14 protein-coding genes are annotated in these 18,569 nt (G+C 58.2%); 7 read left to right on the top strand and 7 right to left on the bottom strand.

Annotation, left to right across the window (positions count from 1 at the left end; all coding sequences use genetic code 11):
* Positions 1-125 precede the first annotated feature (125 nt).
* Positions 126-803 (bottom strand): GntR family transcriptional regulator, encoded by a 678-nt coding sequence (locus tag EDC26_RS12385; protein ID WP_132583010.1) that lies wholly within the window; start codon positions 801-803, stop codon positions 126-128.
* Between the two features lie 159 nt (positions 804-962).
* Between EDC26_RS12385 and EDC26_RS12380 the strand changes: the two genes are divergently transcribed.
* The 6 genes from EDC26_RS12380 (at position 963) to EDC26_RS12355 (ending at position 8,582) form a co-directional block, all read left to right on the top strand.
* Positions 963-1,871 carry a dihydrodipicolinate synthase family protein gene (locus tag EDC26_RS12380; protein ID WP_132583008.1) on the top strand — a complete coding sequence of 303 codons (909 nt, stop codon included), beginning with the start codon at positions 963-965 and terminating at the stop codon, positions 1,869-1,871.
* A 41-nt stretch (positions 1,872-1,912) separates the two neighbouring features.
* Positions 1,913-3,160, top strand: coding sequence for an NAD(P)/FAD-dependent oxidoreductase (locus tag EDC26_RS12375; RefSeq protein WP_132583006.1), 1,248 nt, complete (start codon positions 1,913-1,915; stop codon positions 3,158-3,160).
* Positions 3,161-3,170: 10 nt separating this feature from the next.
* Positions 3,171-4,175, top strand: coding sequence for a 4-hydroxyproline epimerase (locus tag EDC26_RS12370; protein WP_132583004.1), 1,005 nt, complete (start codon positions 3,171-3,173; stop codon positions 4,173-4,175).
* Positions 4,176-4,199: 24 nt separating this feature from the next.
* Positions 4,200-5,240, top strand: a complete 1,041-nt coding sequence (locus tag EDC26_RS12365; protein ID WP_132583002.1) for a trans-3-hydroxy-L-proline dehydratase — start codon at positions 4,200-4,202, stop codon at positions 5,238-5,240.
* A gap of 121 nt (positions 5,241-5,361) precedes the next feature.
* Positions 5,362-6,924 (top strand): S53 family peptidase, encoded by a 1,563-nt coding sequence (locus EDC26_RS12360; protein ID WP_207915131.1) that lies wholly within the window; start codon positions 5,362-5,364, stop codon positions 6,922-6,924.
* Between the two features lie 29 nt (positions 6,925-6,953).
* Positions 6,954-8,582 (top strand): S10 family peptidase, encoded by a 1,629-nt coding sequence (locus tag EDC26_RS12355; RefSeq protein ID WP_132582998.1) that lies wholly within the window; start codon positions 6,954-6,956, stop codon positions 8,580-8,582.
* Positions 8,583-9,094: 512 nt separating this feature from the next.
* Here the strand turns inward: EDC26_RS12355 and EDC26_RS12350 are convergent.
* The 4 genes from EDC26_RS12350 to EDC26_RS12335 form a co-directional block, all read right to left on the bottom strand.
* A complete protein-coding gene (locus tag EDC26_RS12350; RefSeq protein ID WP_132582996.1) occupies positions 9,095-10,537 on the bottom strand; it encodes a DHA2 family efflux MFS transporter permease subunit in 1,443 nt (480 codons plus the stop codon).
* 153 nt (positions 10,538-10,690) lie between these two features.
* Positions 10,691-12,316 (bottom strand): GMC family oxidoreductase, encoded by a 1,626-nt coding sequence (locus tag EDC26_RS12345; RefSeq protein WP_132582994.1) that lies wholly within the window; start codon positions 12,314-12,316, stop codon positions 10,691-10,693.
* A gap of 18 nt (positions 12,317-12,334) precedes the next feature.
* Positions 12,335-13,828: an aldehyde dehydrogenase family protein gene (locus EDC26_RS12340; protein WP_132582992.1), complete on the bottom strand. Its 1,494-nt coding sequence runs from the start codon at positions 13,826-13,828 to the stop codon at positions 12,335-12,337.
* 62 nt (positions 13,829-13,890) lie between these two features.
* Positions 13,891-15,000, bottom strand: a complete 1,110-nt coding sequence (locus EDC26_RS12335; RefSeq protein ID WP_132582990.1) for a mandelate racemase/muconate lactonizing enzyme family protein — start codon at positions 14,998-15,000, stop codon at positions 13,891-13,893.
* A 264-nt stretch (positions 15,001-15,264) separates the two neighbouring features.
* Between EDC26_RS12335 and pdxR the strand changes: the two genes are divergently transcribed.
* The gene (gene pdxR, locus EDC26_RS12330; RefSeq protein ID WP_207915124.1) at positions 15,265-16,689 is read left to right on the top strand and encodes a MocR-like pyridoxine biosynthesis transcription factor PdxR; all 1,425 of its coding nucleotides are present in this window, start codon (positions 15,265-15,267) and stop codon (positions 16,687-16,689) included.
* A gap of 124 nt (positions 16,690-16,813) precedes the next feature.
* Here the strand turns inward: pdxR and EDC26_RS12325 are convergent, their stop codons facing one another.
* Both EDC26_RS12325 and EDC26_RS12320 read right to left on the bottom strand, forming a co-directional pair.
* Positions 16,814-17,635, bottom strand: coding sequence for an ABC transporter permease (locus EDC26_RS12325; protein WP_132582986.1), 822 nt, complete (start codon positions 17,633-17,635; stop codon positions 16,814-16,816).
* Positions 17,632-18,564, bottom strand: a complete 933-nt coding sequence (locus EDC26_RS12320; RefSeq protein WP_243700904.1) for an ABC transporter permease — start codon at positions 18,562-18,564, stop codon at positions 17,632-17,634. Before EDC26_RS12320 ends, EDC26_RS12325 begins: the two co-directional genes overlap by 4 nt.
* Positions 18,565-18,569 lie beyond the last annotated feature (5 nt).

Genomic DNA, 18,569 nt, shown 5'->3' with positions numbered 1-18,569 from the left:
CGACGCCCGCCTGGACGAGGCAGATCCGGATCAAGCACGCCGTGCCGGCCCCGCCCCGGCCCCCATAGACGGCGTCTTCAAATACCCAAACGTCCAGTGCCGTATACCGTTTGACCAAAAATGCTCTAGTCAGCCCGCTTCCGCAAGAAGGCGACCAGCGATTTTCCGGCATTGACGATATGCTCGCGCGTTGCGCGCGCCGCAGCTTTTGCATCGCGCCTAAAACAGGCGTCCATGATTTGCTGATGGTCGGCGCGAGCCCGCTCCATGCCATGAGTCAAGTCGAGTTGCGCGCGTATATAGCGCTCGACCCGGTCGTTGGTTTTATCGATCACCGATAAATAATACGGCCGGCCCGAATCCGCATAAAGCGCCGTATGGAAAAGCCGGTTGATGTCGCCCCAGCGGGCGGGCTCGGTTTCGGCCGCGAATTCGTCGCAGTAGGCCTGCGCTTTTTCGAGGGATTCTTTGCTCATGAGCGGCACCGCCAGCTCTATCACCTTGGGCTCGACCAGGGCGCGGAATTCAAAAATTTCGGAGATTTCGCTCGTGGACATGGATGCCACCACCACCCCTTTGTAGCGCACCGACGTAGCCAGGCCTTGCGCTTCAAGCCGCTTGAGCGCCTCGCGCACCGGGATCCGGCTGACGTTGAAAATTTGGGCGATATTATCCTGCCGCAGGGTTTCGCCTTCGGGCATATCGCCGCGAATGATCGCATCGCGCAACGCGTTGTAGATCACATCCGCCGTGGAGGCTGTCTTCCCGAGATCGACAGCGCTTATCTTCGACCAGTAATCCAAATTACACCCCTAGCTGCCGTACGACTAAGTCCAGCAACGAATGATATCAAAGACCCGTTCCCGTCTCGACGTTAAACAATAAATTACTTCGCATAGATTAAATTGTATATTGGATCCAATAATGCGATAATTTCAGCGTAAATACATAGGAGAAGCTAAATGTGGAAAGGCGTAATTCCCGCTGTGACGACCAAGTTCACGCAAGCAGGTGAGCTTGATCATGCTGAAATGCAGCGTTGCTTTGGCCTGATGATTGAAGCCGGGTGCAATGGCCTGATCGTCGCCGGGTCTTTGGGTGAAGGCCCGATGCTTCGCCCCGAAGAACGTATCGAAGTCCTTAAAATCGCACAAGACGCGGCAGGCCGTCTGCCCGTGCTGATGACCATTTCCGCCGCGTCGACAGCAGAAGCCTGCGATATGGCCAAGAAAGCCGCTCGCGCCGGCGCCTCCGGCTTGATGGTCGTTCCCAGCCCCATGTACCATACGAACGAACAAGAAACCGAGGCGTCGCTGCGCGCCGTGGCCGCCGCTGGCGACCTGCCCATCATGATCTACTCCAACCGGGTGGCTTACCGGGTCGATGTCACACCCGACATTATGGAAAACCTGGCCGACGACAAACGATTCGTGGCCATCAAGGAATCTTCCGACGACATTCGACGCAGTATCGAAATTTTCAACCGGCTCGGCAATCGCTACAACGTGCTCACCGGTGTGGATAATCTGGCCTTCGAGGCTCTGTCCGTGGGCGCGGTGGGCTGGGTAGCAGGCCTGGTGGTGGCCTTTCCCCGTGAAACCGTTGCCGTCTATCGGCTCATGCAAGCCGGCCGCAGCGCCGAGGCGCTGGAGATATATCGCTGGTTCCGTCCTGTGCTGGACCTGGATGTCAGCACATATCTGGTGCAGAATATAAAATTGGCCGAAGCGTTGGCCATTCAATCGAACGAGCGCGTACGCGCACCACGCATGCCTCTGCAAGGAGCACGCCGCGCCGAAGTGGAGCGCATTGTGCGCCACGCCATCGCTACGCGGCCCGTGCTTCCCGATCTGTCAACGCTGGCAGCATGAACGTATACAGAAGCCATCGGGCCGCTTGACGGAGCACGGGTTTGACACAAGATATTCATGACGTTGTCGTCATCGGCGCCGGCGTCATTGGCTTGTCAGTGGCGTTCTACCTAGTCGAAGCAGGCTTGCGGGTTGTTGTAATCGACCGCAAAGGCATGGCGCTTGAAGCAAGCTACGGAAATGCCGGGGCGCTGGCATTCTCCGATATCCTGCCCATGGCCTCCCCTGGTATTGTGCGAAAGGCCTTCAAATGGTTAGCTGACCCGCTTGGGCCGCTTTCGATACCACCGGCCTATCTGCCCAGCATTGCCCCATGGCTGATCCGGCTCTGGCGAGCCAGCTGGAACGACCGTTATGCAGCCAGCGTGCATGCGCAAGCGGCATTGATGGATCTTGCCCGGCAAGAGTCTTCGGCGATGCTGGCTCGAGCAGGCCTGGACGGGATGGTCCGATCCGACGGCGTTCTGCATCTTTACGAAGGCCTGTCCGAATTCAACGCCTCTTTACCCGGCTGGAAATTGCGCGAAGACCATGGCATCGCATCCCGCATGGTAAGCGGATCGGCCCTCGAAGAGCTACAACCAGGCTTGTCACCCCGGTTCACACACGCCATGTTCGTGCCAAGCTGGAAAACGGTGGCTGACCCTTATGAATTGGCCCAAGGCATCGGTCACGCGGCCATGCTAAAAGGCGCGCAGTTTATGGTGGCTGAGGCAAACCGTCTGACTTCCGAAACAGAGGGCCTGGGTATTACGCTGACAAACGGCGATACCCTGCATGCGCGGCATGTCGTCCTGGCCTGCGGAGCCTGGTCGCGCAAGCTGGCACGCCAATCGGGGGACTCTATCCCGCTGGAAACCGAGCGCGGATACAACACGACCCTACCCGCCAATGCGTTCGACCTGCGGCGCCAGCTGACCTTTGGCGGACACGGCTTTGTCGTCACTCCGCTATCTGCCGGCATCCGCGTGGGCGGTGCGGTAGAGCTGGGCGGGCTGACGCGCAAGCCCGATTTCCGCCGCTCTGAAATGATGCTGGCCAAGGCCAAGCAATTCCTGCCCGCGCTCAAGACCGAGGGCGGCAAGCAATGGATGGGCTTTCGCCCCAGCCTGCCCGATACCCTGCCCGTCATCGGCCGCTCGCCGCACACGCGCAATCTTATCTATGCCTTTGGACATGGTCATCTTGGGTTGACGCAGTCGGCGGCGACCGGCCGGCTGGTGCGCGATATGCTGCTGGATCGCCCGCCTGCCCTTTCACTTCATCCCTTCCGGCCCGACCGATTCTAGGAGCACCATTGTGGCAAGACACACCTTTTTCTGTATTGATGGACATACCTGCGGCAATCCGGTCAGAGTCGTTGCGGGCGGCGGACCCACGCTGCAAGGCAAGACCATGCTGGATAAGCGCGCTCATTTCCTGGCCGAGTTCGACTGGATACGCAAGGGACTAATGTTCGAACCACGCGGCCACGACATGATGTCCGGGTCGATCCTTTACCCATCCACGCGTGAAGATTGCGACATCGCCATTCTTTTTATCGAAACGTCCGGCTGCCTGCCCATGTGCGGCCACGGCACCATCGGCACCGTCACAACGATGATCGAGCATGGCCTGGTGAGCCCCAAGACACCCGGAACATTGCGACTGGACACGCCCGCCGGAGTGGTCGTGGCCCAATACCGCCAGGCAGGGCCTTATGTAGAAGAAGTGCGCCTGACCAACGTCGCATCGTTTGTGCATTCACGAGGACTTAGCGCCGAAGTTCCGGGCTTGGGAAGCGTTACCGTGGATGTGGCTTATGGCGGCAATTTCTATGCCATCGTCGAACCTCAGAAAGCGTTTACCGACATTGCGGATGTGAGCGTATCCGACCTGCTGGGATGGAGCCCGCGCCTACGCCAGGCCTTGAACGAAAAATATACTTTTCAGCATCCCGAGAAACCTGAAATAAAGGGATTAAGTCATATCCTCTGGGCAGGCAAGCCTACTCAGGCAGAGGCCACTGCGCGCAATGCCGTCTTTTATGGCGACAACGCCATCGATCGTTCGCCCTGCGGCACGGGGACCTCGGCGCGCATGGCGCATTGGGCCGCCTTGGGCCGGCTGAAGCCGGGCGACGATTTCATCCATGAGAGCATCATCGGCTCAATGTTCAAAGGACGTGTCGAAGCCCTGACAACAGTGGGCGACCTACCCGCCATCATCCCTTCCATTGCGGGTTGGGCCCGCGTAACGGGGCTTAACACCATTTTCATCGATGATCGCGATCCCTACGCGCATGGCTTCCAGCTTGCGCATTAACATACACGGCCTGCCAATCAAAATATGCGTACCAACAAAGTAATACACGTAGTCAGCTGCCATGCCGAAGGCGAAGTGGGCGATGTGATCGTGGGTGGTGTGCTGCCGCCCCCGGGCGATACCCTTTGGGAGCAGGCGCGCTGGATTCACAAAGACCAGACGCTGCGCAACTTCATGCTTAACGAGCCGCGCGGCGGCGTCTTCCGCCATGTCAACCTGCTGCTGCCGCCCAAAAACCCGCGCGCCGTCATGGGATGGCTAATCATGGAGCCCGTGCATACGCCGCCCATGTCCGGATCGAACTCGCTCTGTGTCTCGACCGTGTTGCTCGATAGCGGCATCCTGCCCATGACCGAGCCCGAAACCCGATTCACCCTGGAAGCGCCAGGCGGATTGATCGAGGTCGTGGCCCAGTGCCGGAACGGAAAGGCAGAATCTGTCCGAGTATTCAACCACCCATCGTTTGCCGACAAGCTGGACGCGGCGCTTGAAATCGAAGGGGTAGGCACAGTGCGGGTCGATACCGCCTATGGCGGCGACAGCTTTGTGTTGGTGAAGGCCGCCGACTTGGGCTTTACGCTGGCCGCCGACGAAGCCCATGACCTCGCGGCCATGGGCATGAAAATTACCCGGGCCGCCAACGAGCAACTGGGTTTCACACACCCCGAAAATCCTGACTGGACGCATATTTCATTCTGCCAATTCACCGCGCCCATCACACTGGAACAAGGCATTGCGACCGGGCTCAGCGCAGTGGCGATCGAGCCCGGAAAGCTTGATCGCTCCCCTTGCGGGACGGGCTGCTCGGCACGCATGGCCGTGCTTCACGCCAGAGGTCTGCTGCAGGTCGGCGACCGCTACACAGGGCTATCCATTATCAACTCGCGCTTTGACTGCCGGATCGAATCCCTAAGCCAAATCGGCGGCAAGGCCGCGATCGTGCCGAGTATTTCAGGGCGCGGATGGATAACCGGAACCCATCAGCATATGCTGGATCCGTCCGATCCATGGCCGGAAGGATATCGCCTGTCAGACACATGGCCAGCATACGGGTCTGGTCGTTAAAGTGTGTAAGAGCATGATGCAAGCACTTGTACATGTCGATAATCGTGTTATTTAATCGAAACAAGACACAAGTTAGCCGCCAATTTATTGAGTAGGCGCTTCCCAACAATGGGGGGTCAGCATCATGGCAAAATGTCCTCTTCGTGGCAGTGAACGCGCGCCGCTTGCCGACGCACGGTGCGTCGGGCCCGCCGATCCGGCCCAGGAGCTGGAGGCGATCATCATCGTGCGCCGCCATGCGAACAACGATTTACGCAACATCGTCGACAAACTCGCCATCGGCGATCATCGGGCCGCTCATCTATCCCGTGCGGAGTTCGCGAAAAAGTTTGGCGCCGCGCGGCAAGATATCGCCAAAGTCATCGACTTCGCCAACCAATACGGGCTCAGGATATTGCGCGAAGATATCGCCGGCAGCAGCGTCACCGTGGCAGGGACCGTGGCGCAGTTCAACGTGGCATTCGATGTCGACTTGCAAAGCTACGAACACCGGCTTGGCAACTATCGCGGGCGAATCGGCCCGCTTCACATTCCGGAATATCTTAAAGATATTGTCACGGCCGTCGTCGGCCTGGACAACCGTCCGCAGGCACGGTCGCATTTTCGCCTTCATCCGCCCTTTCGGGTAGCGCCACGAACCGCCCGCTCCGCCTTCTCGCCCATCCAGATCGCATCCCTCTATAACTTCCCCGACAATGCGGGAAAGGGACAATGCATAGGCCTCATCGAACTGGGCGGCGGCTATATCGAAAGCGACCTGCAGGCCTACTTTTCAAAGTTGAATGTAGCCTCCCCCACCGTGACAGCCGTCTCGGTAAACGGGGCCACTAATCAAGCTACCGGCAATCCCAACGGGCCGGATGGGGAAGTCACCCTGGATATCGAGATTGCCGGCGCGATTGCACCCGAGGCGCATATCGCCGTTTATTTCTCGACCAACAGCGACGCTGGTTTCATCAGCGCGCTTAGCCAGGCGGTGCACGATAGCATTAACAAGCCATCAGTCATTTCGATAAGCTGGGGCGGTCCGGAACCAATGTGGACGCCACAATCGATGCAGGCATTCAATGATGCGCTGCAGGCGGCTGCCGCAATGGGAGTAACGGTGTGCGCCGCATCGGGAGACAATGGCGCGAGCGACGGCATTGCGGATGGCGCCAACCACGTCGATTTTCCCGCATCGAGCCCTTATGTCCTGGCGTGCGGCGGCACAAGCCTGCACGCTTCGGGCCATGCCATCCAAAGTGAAGTCGTGTGGAATGACGGCACGCAAGGCGGTGCGGGCGGTGGCGGCGTCAGTACGATTTTCGAATTGCCCGCGTGGCAAAAAAAGCTAAGTCTAAACACGCAAGACGGCCGCTCCGCCGCACTTCGCAAACGCGGCGTTCCCGATGTTGCCGGCAATGCCGATCCGCTAACCGGATACCGGGTGCTGATCGATGGATCCGACGAGGTAGTGGGAGGCACCAGCGCCGTAGCACCCTTATGGGCGGCACTGATTGCGCGGATCAATACAGACAAGGCAAGCACGGTCGGATTCATCAACGCAAAGCTGTATCGGCAGCCGACCGCACTGAACGATATTACGCAAGGCAACAACGGCAGCTTCGCGGCATCACCCGGATGGGACGCCTGTACCGGTCTGGGCAGCCCGAACGGACAGAAATTGGCGCAAATGCTTTAAGCCGCGGCGCCGGCTCAAGGAGCGAAACCATGGCAAGTCATAAAACACCATCGCCCAAATCGACTGCGGCAGCCAGCGGCAAGGATCAGCTCTGTTTCGACCCGACCGCGTATGGCAACGGGCCCGGTGATTCCGTCGCCGACGCAACGGAAAATGCCGCGATCACGCACCATCAGATCAAGCTTGGCGCCCATGCTTTTGCATATACGGCAAAAGCCGGACACCTGGCAGTCGTCGATCCGAGCAGTTCAAAGCCAAGCGCGAAAATGTTCTATGTTGCCTTCACCACCGACGGCCAAACACCGGAAAAACGCCCGGTCACGTTCTTCTACAACGGCGGCCCGGGATCTTCCTCGGTTTTCGTACTGCTGGGGTCGTTCGCGCCCAAGCGCATCAAAACATCGATGCCGGGCTTTACGCCACCCGCACCCTATACGCTCGAAGACAACCCCGACAGTCTGCTCGACAAAAGCGACCTGGTCTTTATCAACCCCGTGGGCACCGGCTATTCGACCGCCATTGCACCCTACAAAAACAAGGACTTTTGGGGAGTCGACCAGGACGCCCATTCGATTGCGCAATTCATCAAACGCTATCTCACCGCAAACGATCGCTGGAATTCGCCGAAATTCCTGTTTGGCGAGTCGTACGGCACAGCGCGCAGCGCAGTACTGTCGTACGTATTGCACGAAGACGGCGTTGAACTAAACGGCATCACGATTCAATCGTCGATTCTCGACTATTCCCAGGCGGGCAACCCCGTGGGCGCCCTGCCCACAGCGGCCGCCGACGCGTGGTACCACAAGAAGGTCCATGTAGACCCGCCCCCCACCAACCTGTCGACATTCATGGATGCGGCAACGTCATTTGCGCGAGGCGACTATGCGAAAGCATTGCGGAAACACCCAAAGGCCGCATCGACGACAACGCAAACGCTAAGCGATTACACGGGCATCGATAAAACCACGCTGGCCGCCTGGAACCTTGATATTGCCGCACGTGATTCCGTTGGGAATTCGCTCTTTCTTCTCGGCCTGCTGCAGGACAAAGGCCTGGCACTGGGCGCCTATGACGGCCGCGTGACCGGCATCGACACGGGCATAGCCAAACATATTTCACCCAATTCAGGCGGCAACGATCCCACCATGACGGCCGTTTCCGGAGTCTATACCGCCATGTGGAACAACTACCTCAATGACGGATTGAAGTTCACCTCGACCTCGTCGTTTACGGACCTTAACGACCAGGCGTTCCAGAACTGGGACTTCAGCCACATCGACCCGACCGGTGCGCAAAAAGGCATCGACGAGAACGGCAATATTATCCTTTACACGGCGGGCGATCTCGCGGCAACGATGAGTCTGAACGTCGACCTGAAAGTATTGTCGGCCAACGGCTATTACGATTTTGTCACGCCGTTTTATCAGACCGTCATGGATCTGGAGGCGATGCCGCTGGCCGACTCAGGCGTGCGCAAAAATCTCGGCGTGCGGTTCTACCCTTCGGGGCACATGGTCTATCTCGATGCCGGATCGCGAACAGCGCTGAAGGCCGATTTGGCGCAAATGGTCGATGCGGCAACCTCCGACCATCAAGCAATAATGCGAATCAGGGCATTGCAGGCGCATAGACAAACCCAGCGTACCGGGCCGGCCTAGAGCATTTTTAGTCAAACGGTATACGGCATGGGATGCTTGGGTATTTGGCTGGACGTATTGGTATCTGAAGACGCCGTCTAGGGAGGCCAAGAATTCACTGGCCCGCAGCCTGTCTCTATCACGCCGCCCGTGGACCTCGCTCGACCAAGCGCCTGCCGTCCCTCCGCATCCCCCGGTGCATTTCATCACCGCAGCCGCAGGGCGAGGGGTGGGTACCGTCCGGTCATTCGGCCAGCGCCGGGTGCTGACGAAGGGAAGGCGGGGGCTGTCGGCGGGCGCTGTCTGAACGGAGCCTCGCGCTTTTTGCGAGGCGCAGTGAGTTCGCCCGACGCCCGCCTGGACGAGGCAGACCCGGGCAGTCGGGGCGCGTAGCGCCACGACCGCTGGACGGACCGGACGGTACCCACCCCTCGCCCTGCGGCGTGTTAATAGAATGATCTCACCCAAAACGGCTCAAAAAACCAGCGACACGAAACGCGTTCAGTTCCGTAAACGCTTCAATCGAAAATACTCTAGGACCGAGGCACCTCGGGATCCGTCGCCAATGAATCCGCAGCGCGAAGGTACGCGCCGCCGATCAGTGCGGCCGCGGCCGCCAGAACGGCGCCGGAAATAAAGGCAAGCCGATAGCCGCCCGCAAGCGCGGCAAGGGACTCCGCGCCGAACCTCAGGAGGCCGCCGGTACGCGCGGCGGCCAGGCTTGCAAGAATGGCCAGGCCCAGCGCCCCACCCATCATGAACGAGGTATTGACGACACCGGAGGCAAGGCCCGATTCGCCTGGATGCACATCACTCATGGCCGCCAGCAGCAAGGGGTTGAACGCCATGCCGGCGCCCGCTCCAAGGAGAACCATTACAGGCAGTACATCCAGCGCAAAGACACCATCGATCGGCACGCGCGAGAACAGGGCGAAGCCTATAGCCGCCAGCAACAGACCAATAGACAATGTAGGCCTGATGCCCAAACGCATGACCATTCTGGCCGACAGCCCCAGCGAGAAGGCCGCCATGATAAGGTTCGCAGGCAGGAAGGCCAAGCCCACTTGCAACGCGGTATAGCCCAGCACACGCTGAAGGTATAACGCCGAAATAAAGAACCAGGCAAACATGGCCGCGGCCCACAAGACGCCAACGACGTTGGCAATGGCCACATTGCGCAAGCGAAAAAGGCCGAGCGGCATCAATGGATTACGCACACGCGCCTCGATGCCTACAAAAACGGCGAGCAGCATAATTGCGCACACCAACATGGCCAAGGTCTGGGCGGAAGCCCACCCTGCCTGGTTGCCATTGACAATGGCATAAACCGCCAGCATCAGCGATGCGCTGACGGCCGCGGCGCCTGCAACGTCAAGGCGGCCGGAAGAAGCAGCCTGTCCTGGCCCACCCTGTAGCAAAGCCACACAGAGCGCACATACCGCAATACCTACCGGCAGATTGACAAGAAAAATCCAGTGCCAGCTAAGAGTACTGGTCAGGACGCCGCCCAGCAGTACGCCGATGCTGCCGCCGCCGGCGCATACAAAGCCATAGACGCCCATCGCTTGCGCCCGCTCTGCGGGCTCGCTGAACAGGCTCATGATCATGGACAATGAAACCGCCGAAACAATGGCGCCGCCAAATCCCTGAACCGCCCTCGCCCCTATCAGCAGTCCCTGCGAACCGGCCAACCCGCAGGCGAGCGATGCCAGCGTGAAAAGCACGATTCCGAACAGAAACACCCTTCGGTTCCCAAAGAGATCGCCCAGCCGACCGCCGAGCAGCAAAAACCCGCCGAAGGTGATCATGTATGCATTGACAACCCAGACCAGCGACGTTTCGGAAAAGCCCAGGTCCGCCTGGATGGATGGCAGGGCAACGTTCACAATGGTTGTGTCCAGGACGATCATCAAAACGCCAAGGCACAGGACAATGAGCGCCAGCCAGCGCTTCTGTTGATGGGTGCGATAAGTCATGGTCACGGGTTTGCGGCCCCAGGCAGGTCCACGGGCTTCACGGCATCATAACCGGGCGCTGCGGAAATGGCACCCACAAGGGGTGCCGCTACACAATCCAAGGCCACGCATTTGTAGCGGCAGCCCTTGTGGCTGCCATTCAATGCAATGACATCATCGCCCCAAGGCGGTGTCGCTCAAAATCAGATCAGCCGCCTTCTCACCCACCATAATCGCGGCTGCATTCGTATTGCCGGAAACCAAAGAAGGGAAGATGGACGCATCGGCAATCCGCAGGCTTTCCACCCCATACACACGCAGGCAATGATCCACCACATCAGCCTGCGGGTCCGGCCCCATGCGGCAGGTAGAGCATGCATGAAAAACGCTCCACGCGTTGTCGCGAATATCTTGTACCAACGCCTCGTCACTCGCACAGGCGGCCCCGGGACGAAGCTCTTCGGTAATAATTTCTTTGAGTGCTGCCGTCCCGGCCAGCTCGCGAATAAAGCGAACCCCGCGAAGCATCCTTTGTATATCGTCGTCCGTCGACAAATAATCCGGCTGTATTTCGGGCGCCTTGTGGGGATCGCACGAGCGTATTTTCAAGTACCCCCTGGATGAAGGACGACAGTTGGAGACCCCCAGCAGAAAGGCGGCAAAGGGATCCGGATTCATCAAGGGACGTGTTTTGGGCGGGGCCCTGGTATAGCTGACCGGAGAAAAATACAACTGCATATCGGGTTGGTACAAGTCTGGAGCGGTTTTGAAAAAACCACCCGCCTGATTAATGCTCAAACCCAATGGGCCGCTACGCGCGAAGATATACCTGAGGCCGGCCCAGAGCTTGCCCCACCAGGGATTGAGCTCGTTGTTCAAGGTCTTTTTATTGCACTTGAAAAGATAATCGACGCCGACATGATCCTGCAGGTTGCGCCCCACCGCGGGACTGTCGTGGATTACGTCGATCCCCAAGGGCTCGAGCACGTCCCGAGGGCCGATGCCCGACAGCTGCAGTAGTTGCGGCGAGTTGATCGTGCCGCCGCAAAGTATGACTTCCCTTGCGGCAAAAGCCTTGCAGCGGCGGCCGCCACGTTCATACTCGACGCCAATAACTCGTTTCCCTTCAAACAGCAGGCGCGTCGCGTACGCATACGTTTGCACTGTCAAATTGGCCCGTTTCATCGCGGGGTGCAAAAACGCCTTGGCCGCAGACATGCGCAAACCATGACGGACCGTGATCTGATACGGCCCCACTCCGTCTTGCCTGGCACCGTTGAAATCCGGATTGAAGTCCAATCCGGCTTGCCGGCCCGCTTGAATATAGTCCTGACATAAGGGATGCAACTCTTTTGAAACATCCGATACGTACAGAGGGCCATCGTCGCCGTGATAGCGGCCCGCCCCCATTTGGTTGGCTTCCGACTTTATAAAGTAAGGCAGCACATCCTGATAAGCCCATCCCGGATTTCCAGCGGCCGCCCAGTCATCGTAATCCCTGGCATTCCCGCGGATGTAAACCATGGCATTGATGGAGCTCGACCCACCCAGCACCTTGCCGCGCGGCCAATAACTGGGCTTATTGTTCAGGCCCGGGACCTCTTCGGTCATGTACATCCAGTTGACGGCCTTCTGGTAATAGGTTTTACCGTAGCCGATGGGCACCTGCACCCAGAATCGCTTGTCGCTGCCGCCTGCCTCCAGCAGCAATATCCTGTGTTTTCCGTTTTCGCTCAAACGATTGGCCAGCACACAGCCCGAAGACCCGGCCCCGATGATGATGTAATCGAAATCGGCCATATGTTCTTCCCGCAAGGCCTAGATTCTGACCGTCACATTTTTGGTCCGGCAATAATTACGCAGTGCCTCCAACCCCTTCTCCCGGCCAAAGCCCGACAGCTTGTTGCCGCCAAAGGGGGTGTAAATGCCCCCTGCATAATACTGATTGACCGTCACCTGGCCCGCGTCGATATCCCTGGCCAGGCCCAGCGCCTTTTTAATGTCCTTCGTGTAGATGCATGCGGCCAGGCCATAATCGGTGCCGTTGGCAACAGACAGGGCTTCTTCAATGCCATCGACTATCTGAACGGAAAGAACCGGTCCGAAGATCTCTTCTTGTACGACGCGGTCGTCGGGCCGGACATCGTCAAGCATTGTGGGCTGGAAAAACCAACCGGCTCCGCTATCGGGATCCACCGTACATCGGCCTCCTGCAACAACATTGACGCCACGCGCTCTGGCATCATCGACGATGCGAGCAATTTTCTCAAGCTGCTGGCGCGAGTTGATGGCTCCGATGACAGGGTTTTTAAGCCCATGGCCTATCGTCAGCGCACTGGCTCGCGCTGCAAATTTTTCGACGAATTCATCATGGATACGGCGCTCGATCACAAGCCGGGAGCCCGCGGAACACACTTGGCCGGCATTAAAGTAAATAGCCTCCAGCATATCTTCAACAGCATGATCCAGGTCGCAATCGGCCAGCACGACAGCGGGCGATTTCCCGCCCAATTCCAGGGTCACGCTGGTAATGTGGCGGGCAGCGTTTTGCATCACACGGCTTCCCGTGGCGACCGAGCCGGTGAACGTCACATGCCGAACCTTCTTGTGGGCGCAAAGCGGCTCGCCAACGGCCTGACCGGTCCCCGTGACTACATTGCATACCCCTGCGGGAAAACCGGCCTCAGTGAAGATATCCATCAGCATCAGCGCAGTAACCGGCGTGGTTTCGGCCGGTTTCACAATCACGGTACACCCTGCCGCGAGAGCGGGGGCCGCACCGCGCACCATTGCAAACATGGGAAAATTCCAGGGGAGAATATGCGCCGTAACCCCCACTGGCTCCAGTACATTATAAGAAACGAAGTCCCGGCCCAACGGGATGGTTTCGCCTTGCAATTTATCGGCCGCGCCGCCGTAGTAGTCCAGGAAGCGGGCGATGGCGTCCACGTCGATACGCGACTCCGCCAGTGGCTTGCCGGAATCCAGGGTCTCGGCCACAGCCAGCCGCCCTTCATTGGCTCGCACCAGCGTCGCTGCTCTTCTCAACAGGTTGGCGCGTTGCGCCGGATCGACCTTGCGCCATACTTCCTTGAAGGCTCGTTCCGAAGAAACCACCGCCGCATCGACGTCGGCCGCGTTGCCCGCGGCAAACCGCGCAAAGGGCTTTTCAGTCCCCGGGTCGAGCGTTTCCATTTTCTTGCCAGAGTCGGAATCGCGCCACCGGCCATCGATATACACCTGATCGGGCAGGCCGGACAATGTCCCGGTACGCAACGCCTCATCCACACACGCTTCTATTTGCTGCGACATCCATACTTCTCCAAAACAGATGGGCGCCCTGCCCGCAGCCTTAATGGCGATGGCAGCCGGGCTTAATCCAGCCTGCTTATTTTATAGTCGGCCTGGTTCAACCATTGCGGATTGATCTCGACGCCCCAGCCCGGCCCTTGGGGAATTTGAACCTTGCCGTCGCGAGCCACCGGAAATTCGGTATAGATGCCATATTGCCAGGGGTAGTAATCGGCTTCTTCGATTGAAAACTCAACATAAGGGCCGGCATTTTCAATAGCGCCCATCAGGTGCAGTGTAAAGATAGTCACCAGGGACAGGTTGGCCGAATGCGGCGTGCAGGGCAGGCCGGCCTCTTGCGCCATGCGAGCCACGCGCAATGTGCGTTCAATGCCCCCCAGATAGCACACATCGGGTTGCACGACATCCACCACCCGCGAGTCGATCATATGCTTCCACAAGGCAAGATTATTATCTTGCTCGCCGCCCGTTATATCGATGCTCAGCGTATCCCTGACTTGTTTAGTCCACTCAAGGTTCCAATAGGGACACGGCTCTTCAAAATGACAGACCCCATTATCTTCGAGCAGATGTCCCACTTCGATCGCGGTTTCGGGGCGATAGCAGCTATTGCCGTCGACCAGCAAGGTCGCGCTGTCACCCAGCGCCTTGCGAACGGCCGGAACGATTTCCTCTGTGCGGCCTGGCCATTCGTCACGGTTGCGGCCGCATTCCGCACCCACCCGGAACTTGAAAGCGTCATAGCCGCAGGCATCGCGCAGGCGCAGGAAGCGCGTGGCCTCGTCCGCTGGAGTGATATCGCGTTTCATGCTTGACGCATACACACGTACCGGCCGCGGCACGCCGCCCAGCAGCTCGCACACACTTTTACCTTGCTGTTTGCCGTGAAGATCCCATATGGCGGTATCCAGCCCGCCCAGCGCCCGGCACAAATAAGATCCCGGAAACTTGGATTCCTTTTCACAAATTCTGTCGAGCAGATCCCCCAGTTGACCAAGATCCGAAATGTCTTCGCCCAGGGCATGAATGGCCACCTGGCGATGCAGGACCGTCGCGGAAATATCGGAATGATAGGTAGACACCTGCCCCCATCCCTCGGATCCGTCGTCGGTGCGCAAACGAACCAGCCCCACATCCCTGGTCGTGAACGTCTCTATACTTTTGATCTTCATGAAATACACGCACCTTATTCCAGCCTTACGCTTATTAGCATGATATGAATAAAGCGGCTTTACGGTAATATCCATTTTGGATCAATTGCCGTACCAATTTTTTCGTGTTTGATTAACCTGACGGTGGTGCTGAAGGGCGATGGCAGCCACAAGGGCTGCCACTACATGAACGGGTTGCCACTACACAAGGACATTCCGATGGTAAAAATAGCCAGAGGTGCGTTGTTAGCGTCCATCACCATCGACCGCGAATCGGCGAAAACGATGAGCACCCAGATTTGCGCGGCTATACGAAAAATGATTCTGTCCGGGGCGCTGACGGCCGGAGAGCGCCTGCCATCGAGCCGCACGCTCGCCCAGGAGCTGGGCGTTTCGCGGACCACCATCATCAACGTTTTCGATCGTTTGACCGAAGAAGGCCTGATCGATTCGAAAACCGGCGCCGGGTCCTTCATCGGCGAAACCTTAAGCACTCATCTACCTAAACTGCCCACGCCTTCGGCCGAGATGATAGGCAAGCGCCGCGATAACCTCAGGCTGGCACGGTGCCTCGAACAGGCCATTGGTCAGTTCAGCAAACGGATTCCGCATGAATCCAAGGCGTTCACAACAGGAATACCCGCGTTTGACGTGTTTCCGCTGGCCCAGTGGTCGCGTCTGGTGTCCAAACATTATCGGAGCAAACGCGACATCGTCATGGGATATGGCGACCCCGAGGGGTTTCTGCCGCTGCGCAAGGCCATCGCCAATCATCTGAGGGGAAATCGCGGGCTTTCTTGCGAGCCGGAACAAATTTTTATCGTCAGCGGCGCCCAGCAGGCCTTTAACCTGATCTGCAGCGTACTGCTCAACCCGGGGGACAAGGTCTGGTTCGAAAACCCCGGCGCCATCGGGGCGCGCAACAGCCTGAGCGCCTGCGGCATGGACCTCTACCCCATCCCTATCGATCGCGAAGGAATCATTGTCGAAGAAGGCTTGCGGCGCGCCCCCTATTTTCGTCTTGCGTTCGTCACGCCATCGCACCAGCAACCCATAGGGGTGACGCTCAGCCTGGCGCGCCGGATCGAATTATTGCAGGCTGCCGAACAGAGCGATGCGTGGATTCTCGAGGATGACTATGACGGCGAATTCCGCTACCAGAGCAGCCCGCTGCCGACCCTGCAAAGCCTGGACACCACAGAGCGCGTTATTTATGTAGGCACCTTCAGCAAATCGCTTTTCCCGGCATTGCGGCTGGGCTATTTCGTAGCCCCGCCCATACTCGTCGATACGTTCCAGAAAGTGTCCGGCGCTTTCCTGCAGGGAGCCCCGTCCAATCTCCAGGCCGTTGTGGCCGACTTTATCGACGAAGGGCACTTTGCCACCCACATCCGCCGCATGTGCAAAATCTATGCAGCCCGGCACAACATCTTGATCGAGGCTTCCAGACAGCGGCTGCAAGGACTGCTGGAAGTCATTCCGACCGATACCGGATTTCATACCATAGGCCGCCTGGCGCAAGGATATTCAGAGCAGCAGGTTAGCGCGGCCGCCGCCGCAAAAGGGATTTCGGTTTCTCCTATCGGACGATACTGCATCGAGCCCGTCTCGATGAAAGGCCTGGTGCTGGGTTTCAGTACCATCAAGGCGCCCGAGATCAAGGCCGGCGTCGAAGCCCTGGCCCAGGTTCTCGAAGAGCTGAAACCCTGATTTCGTATCTGAATCAATTTTGGTTTGCAGGGATGGCACCCACAAGGGGTGCCGCTACAAAAACGTACCGGTCGCTGGTAGCGGCACCCCTTGTGGGTGCCACCAATACGATTTAGAAATGAAATTACGTATTCCTGGGTTTCCCATAAAGCTGGGCGGCGATCAGCAGGCCGGTTGAAACCAGGATCATGAGGGTGGAAATCGACGTAATGGTCGGATCGATCTGGTCCCGCAAGGAGATGAACATTTTTTTGGTAATGGTCGTGTGATCGCCGCCCGAAATGAACAGGGCAATGACGACTTCATCGAATGAGGTCAGAAACGCCAGCAAAGCGCCGGTGATGACCGAAAAGCGGATTTGCGGCAAGGTGACCAGCATGAACGCTTTCAGGCGCGACGCGCCCAGGCTGCGCGCCGCCATCTCCTGGCTCATGTCATAACTTTTCAGGCCTGAACTGACCACGATCAGGACCAGGGGAATAGCCAGCACCGTATCGGCCAGCACCAGCCCGAGGATGGTATTGAGCAGGTGGAGCTTGACGTAAACATAAAAGGCCCCGATGGCAATCAGTATGACCGGTACGATTATCGGTGTGATGAGCGCAAGGTAAATGAGTTTGGCAAGCCGCATCCCCGATACAAAGAGCCCATAAGCCGCCATGACGCCTATGGGGGTCGCGATGAGCGCAGTGAAAAAAGCCGCTTCCAGCGACGTGGCGGTCGCTTGCAGCCATTCGGCAGACTCAAAATAGTGCCGATACCAGCGCAGCGACCAGTGGGAGGGCGGGAACTGCAGATATTGCGAGTCCGAAAACGACATGGGGATCACGATCAAGGTGGGAATGACCAGAAACGCCATCACCAGACCCGACAGGACATACAGCCACAAGCGCCGCTTGTGTGTGATCTGGGTCTCGGACGCGGGACTGTTCAACCAGCGCATCATTGGCCATGCCCTCCGAAAACCCGATCCAGACGCACCACGCGCGATGCCAGATACAGGATCAGCAAGGTCAATATCAACAGCACCACGCCCAGCGCGCTGGACGCCCCCCAATTCACGAACAATTCAATATTGGAGGCGATGCTCATGGACACCATGACGACTCTTCCACCGCCCAGAATGGCCGGTGTAACGTAAAAGCCCAGACACAGGATGAATACGATCAAAATGCCGGCAAACAGCCCCGGCAAAGACAGCGGAAAAAAGACCTTCCAGAACACCAGGATGGGCCCGGCCCCCAAATTGGCCGCCGCCTTCAGGTAGTCGCCGTTGATGGCTCTCATCGAACCATAGACCGGCAGGATCAGGAAAGGCAGCATAATATGCACCATGCCGATCAGCGTGCCGGTCAAGTTGTGCACGATAGTGATCGGCTCGTGCCATAAGCCCAGTTCAATGCCCCAGGTATTGATCAACCCCGTACGCTGCAAAAGCACCAGCCATGCGTAGGTGCGCACCAGGAGGGAAGTCCAAAACGGCACGAGCACGGCGATCATGCACAAATTGGCAGCACGATTAGGCAGTTGCGATAAAAAATAGGCCAGCGGATAGCCCGCCAGCACGCAGATGAGGGTTGTCAGCGCGCTGACTTCAAACGTGATCTTGAATATCTGCAGATAAGACGTGCTGTCTATCATGCGCTGATAGTTTTCAAGTGAAAAGCCGCCGTCCTCGCCAATAAACGATAGCCAGAACAGCCAGGCTACGGGAATGATCATGATGACCAGGACGAGCAGCAGCGCCGGCGAGCAAAGGCCGAGCAGCCCCAGCCGCTCTTTGGCGCCGTCGCGCTTCAGTTCCAGGGCATTGTCCAAAGCCGGCCCCCGGGCCATTGGCGTGCCGCTCGAATTAACGTAAGTGACGTGATTCATCGCCG

This window comes from Paralcaligenes ureilyticus (genome assembly GCF_004346225.1).
GTDB lineage: Bacteria > Pseudomonadota > Gammaproteobacteria > Burkholderiales > Burkholderiaceae_B > Paralcaligenes > Paralcaligenes ureilyticus.
Note: the sequence above shows the minus strand (reverse complement) of the source record. Positions and strands in the feature narration are given on the sequence as shown.

Coding starts and splice junctions, on each gene's coding strand:
- EDC26_RS12380 (WP_132583008.1), top strand. CDS start 963: ATGTGGAAAGGCGTAATTCCCGCTGTGACGACCAAGTTCACGCAAGCA.
- EDC26_RS12365 (WP_132583002.1), top strand. CDS start 4,200: ATGCGTACCAACAAAGTAATACACGTAGTCAGCTGCCATGCCGAAGGC.
- EDC26_RS12355 (WP_132582998.1), top strand. CDS start 6,954: ATGGCAAGTCATAAAACACCATCGCCCAAATCGACTGCGGCAGCCAGC.
- EDC26_RS12350 (WP_132582996.1), bottom strand. CDS start 10,537: ATGACTTATCGCACCCATCAACAGAAGCGCTGGCTGGCGCTCATTGTC.
- EDC26_RS12345 (WP_132582994.1), bottom strand. CDS start 12,316: ATGGCCGATTTCGATTACATCATCATCGGGGCCGGGTCTTCGGGCTGT.
- EDC26_RS12340 (WP_132582992.1), bottom strand. CDS start 13,828: ATGTCGCAGCAAATAGAAGCGTGTGTGGATGAGGCGTTGCGTACCGGG.
- EDC26_RS12335 (WP_132582990.1), bottom strand. CDS start 15,000: ATGAAGATCAAAAGTATAGAGACGTTCACGACCAGGGATGTGGGGCTG.
- pdxR (WP_207915124.1), top strand. CDS start 15,265: ATGAGCACCCAGATTTGCGCGGCTATACGAAAAATGATTCTGTCCGGG.
- EDC26_RS12325 (WP_132582986.1), bottom strand. CDS start 17,635: ATGATGCGCTGGTTGAACAGTCCCGCGTCCGAGACCCAGATCACACAC.
- EDC26_RS12320 (WP_243700904.1), bottom strand. CDS start 18,564: ATGAATCACGTCACTTACGTTAATTCGAGCGGCACGCCAATGGCCCGG.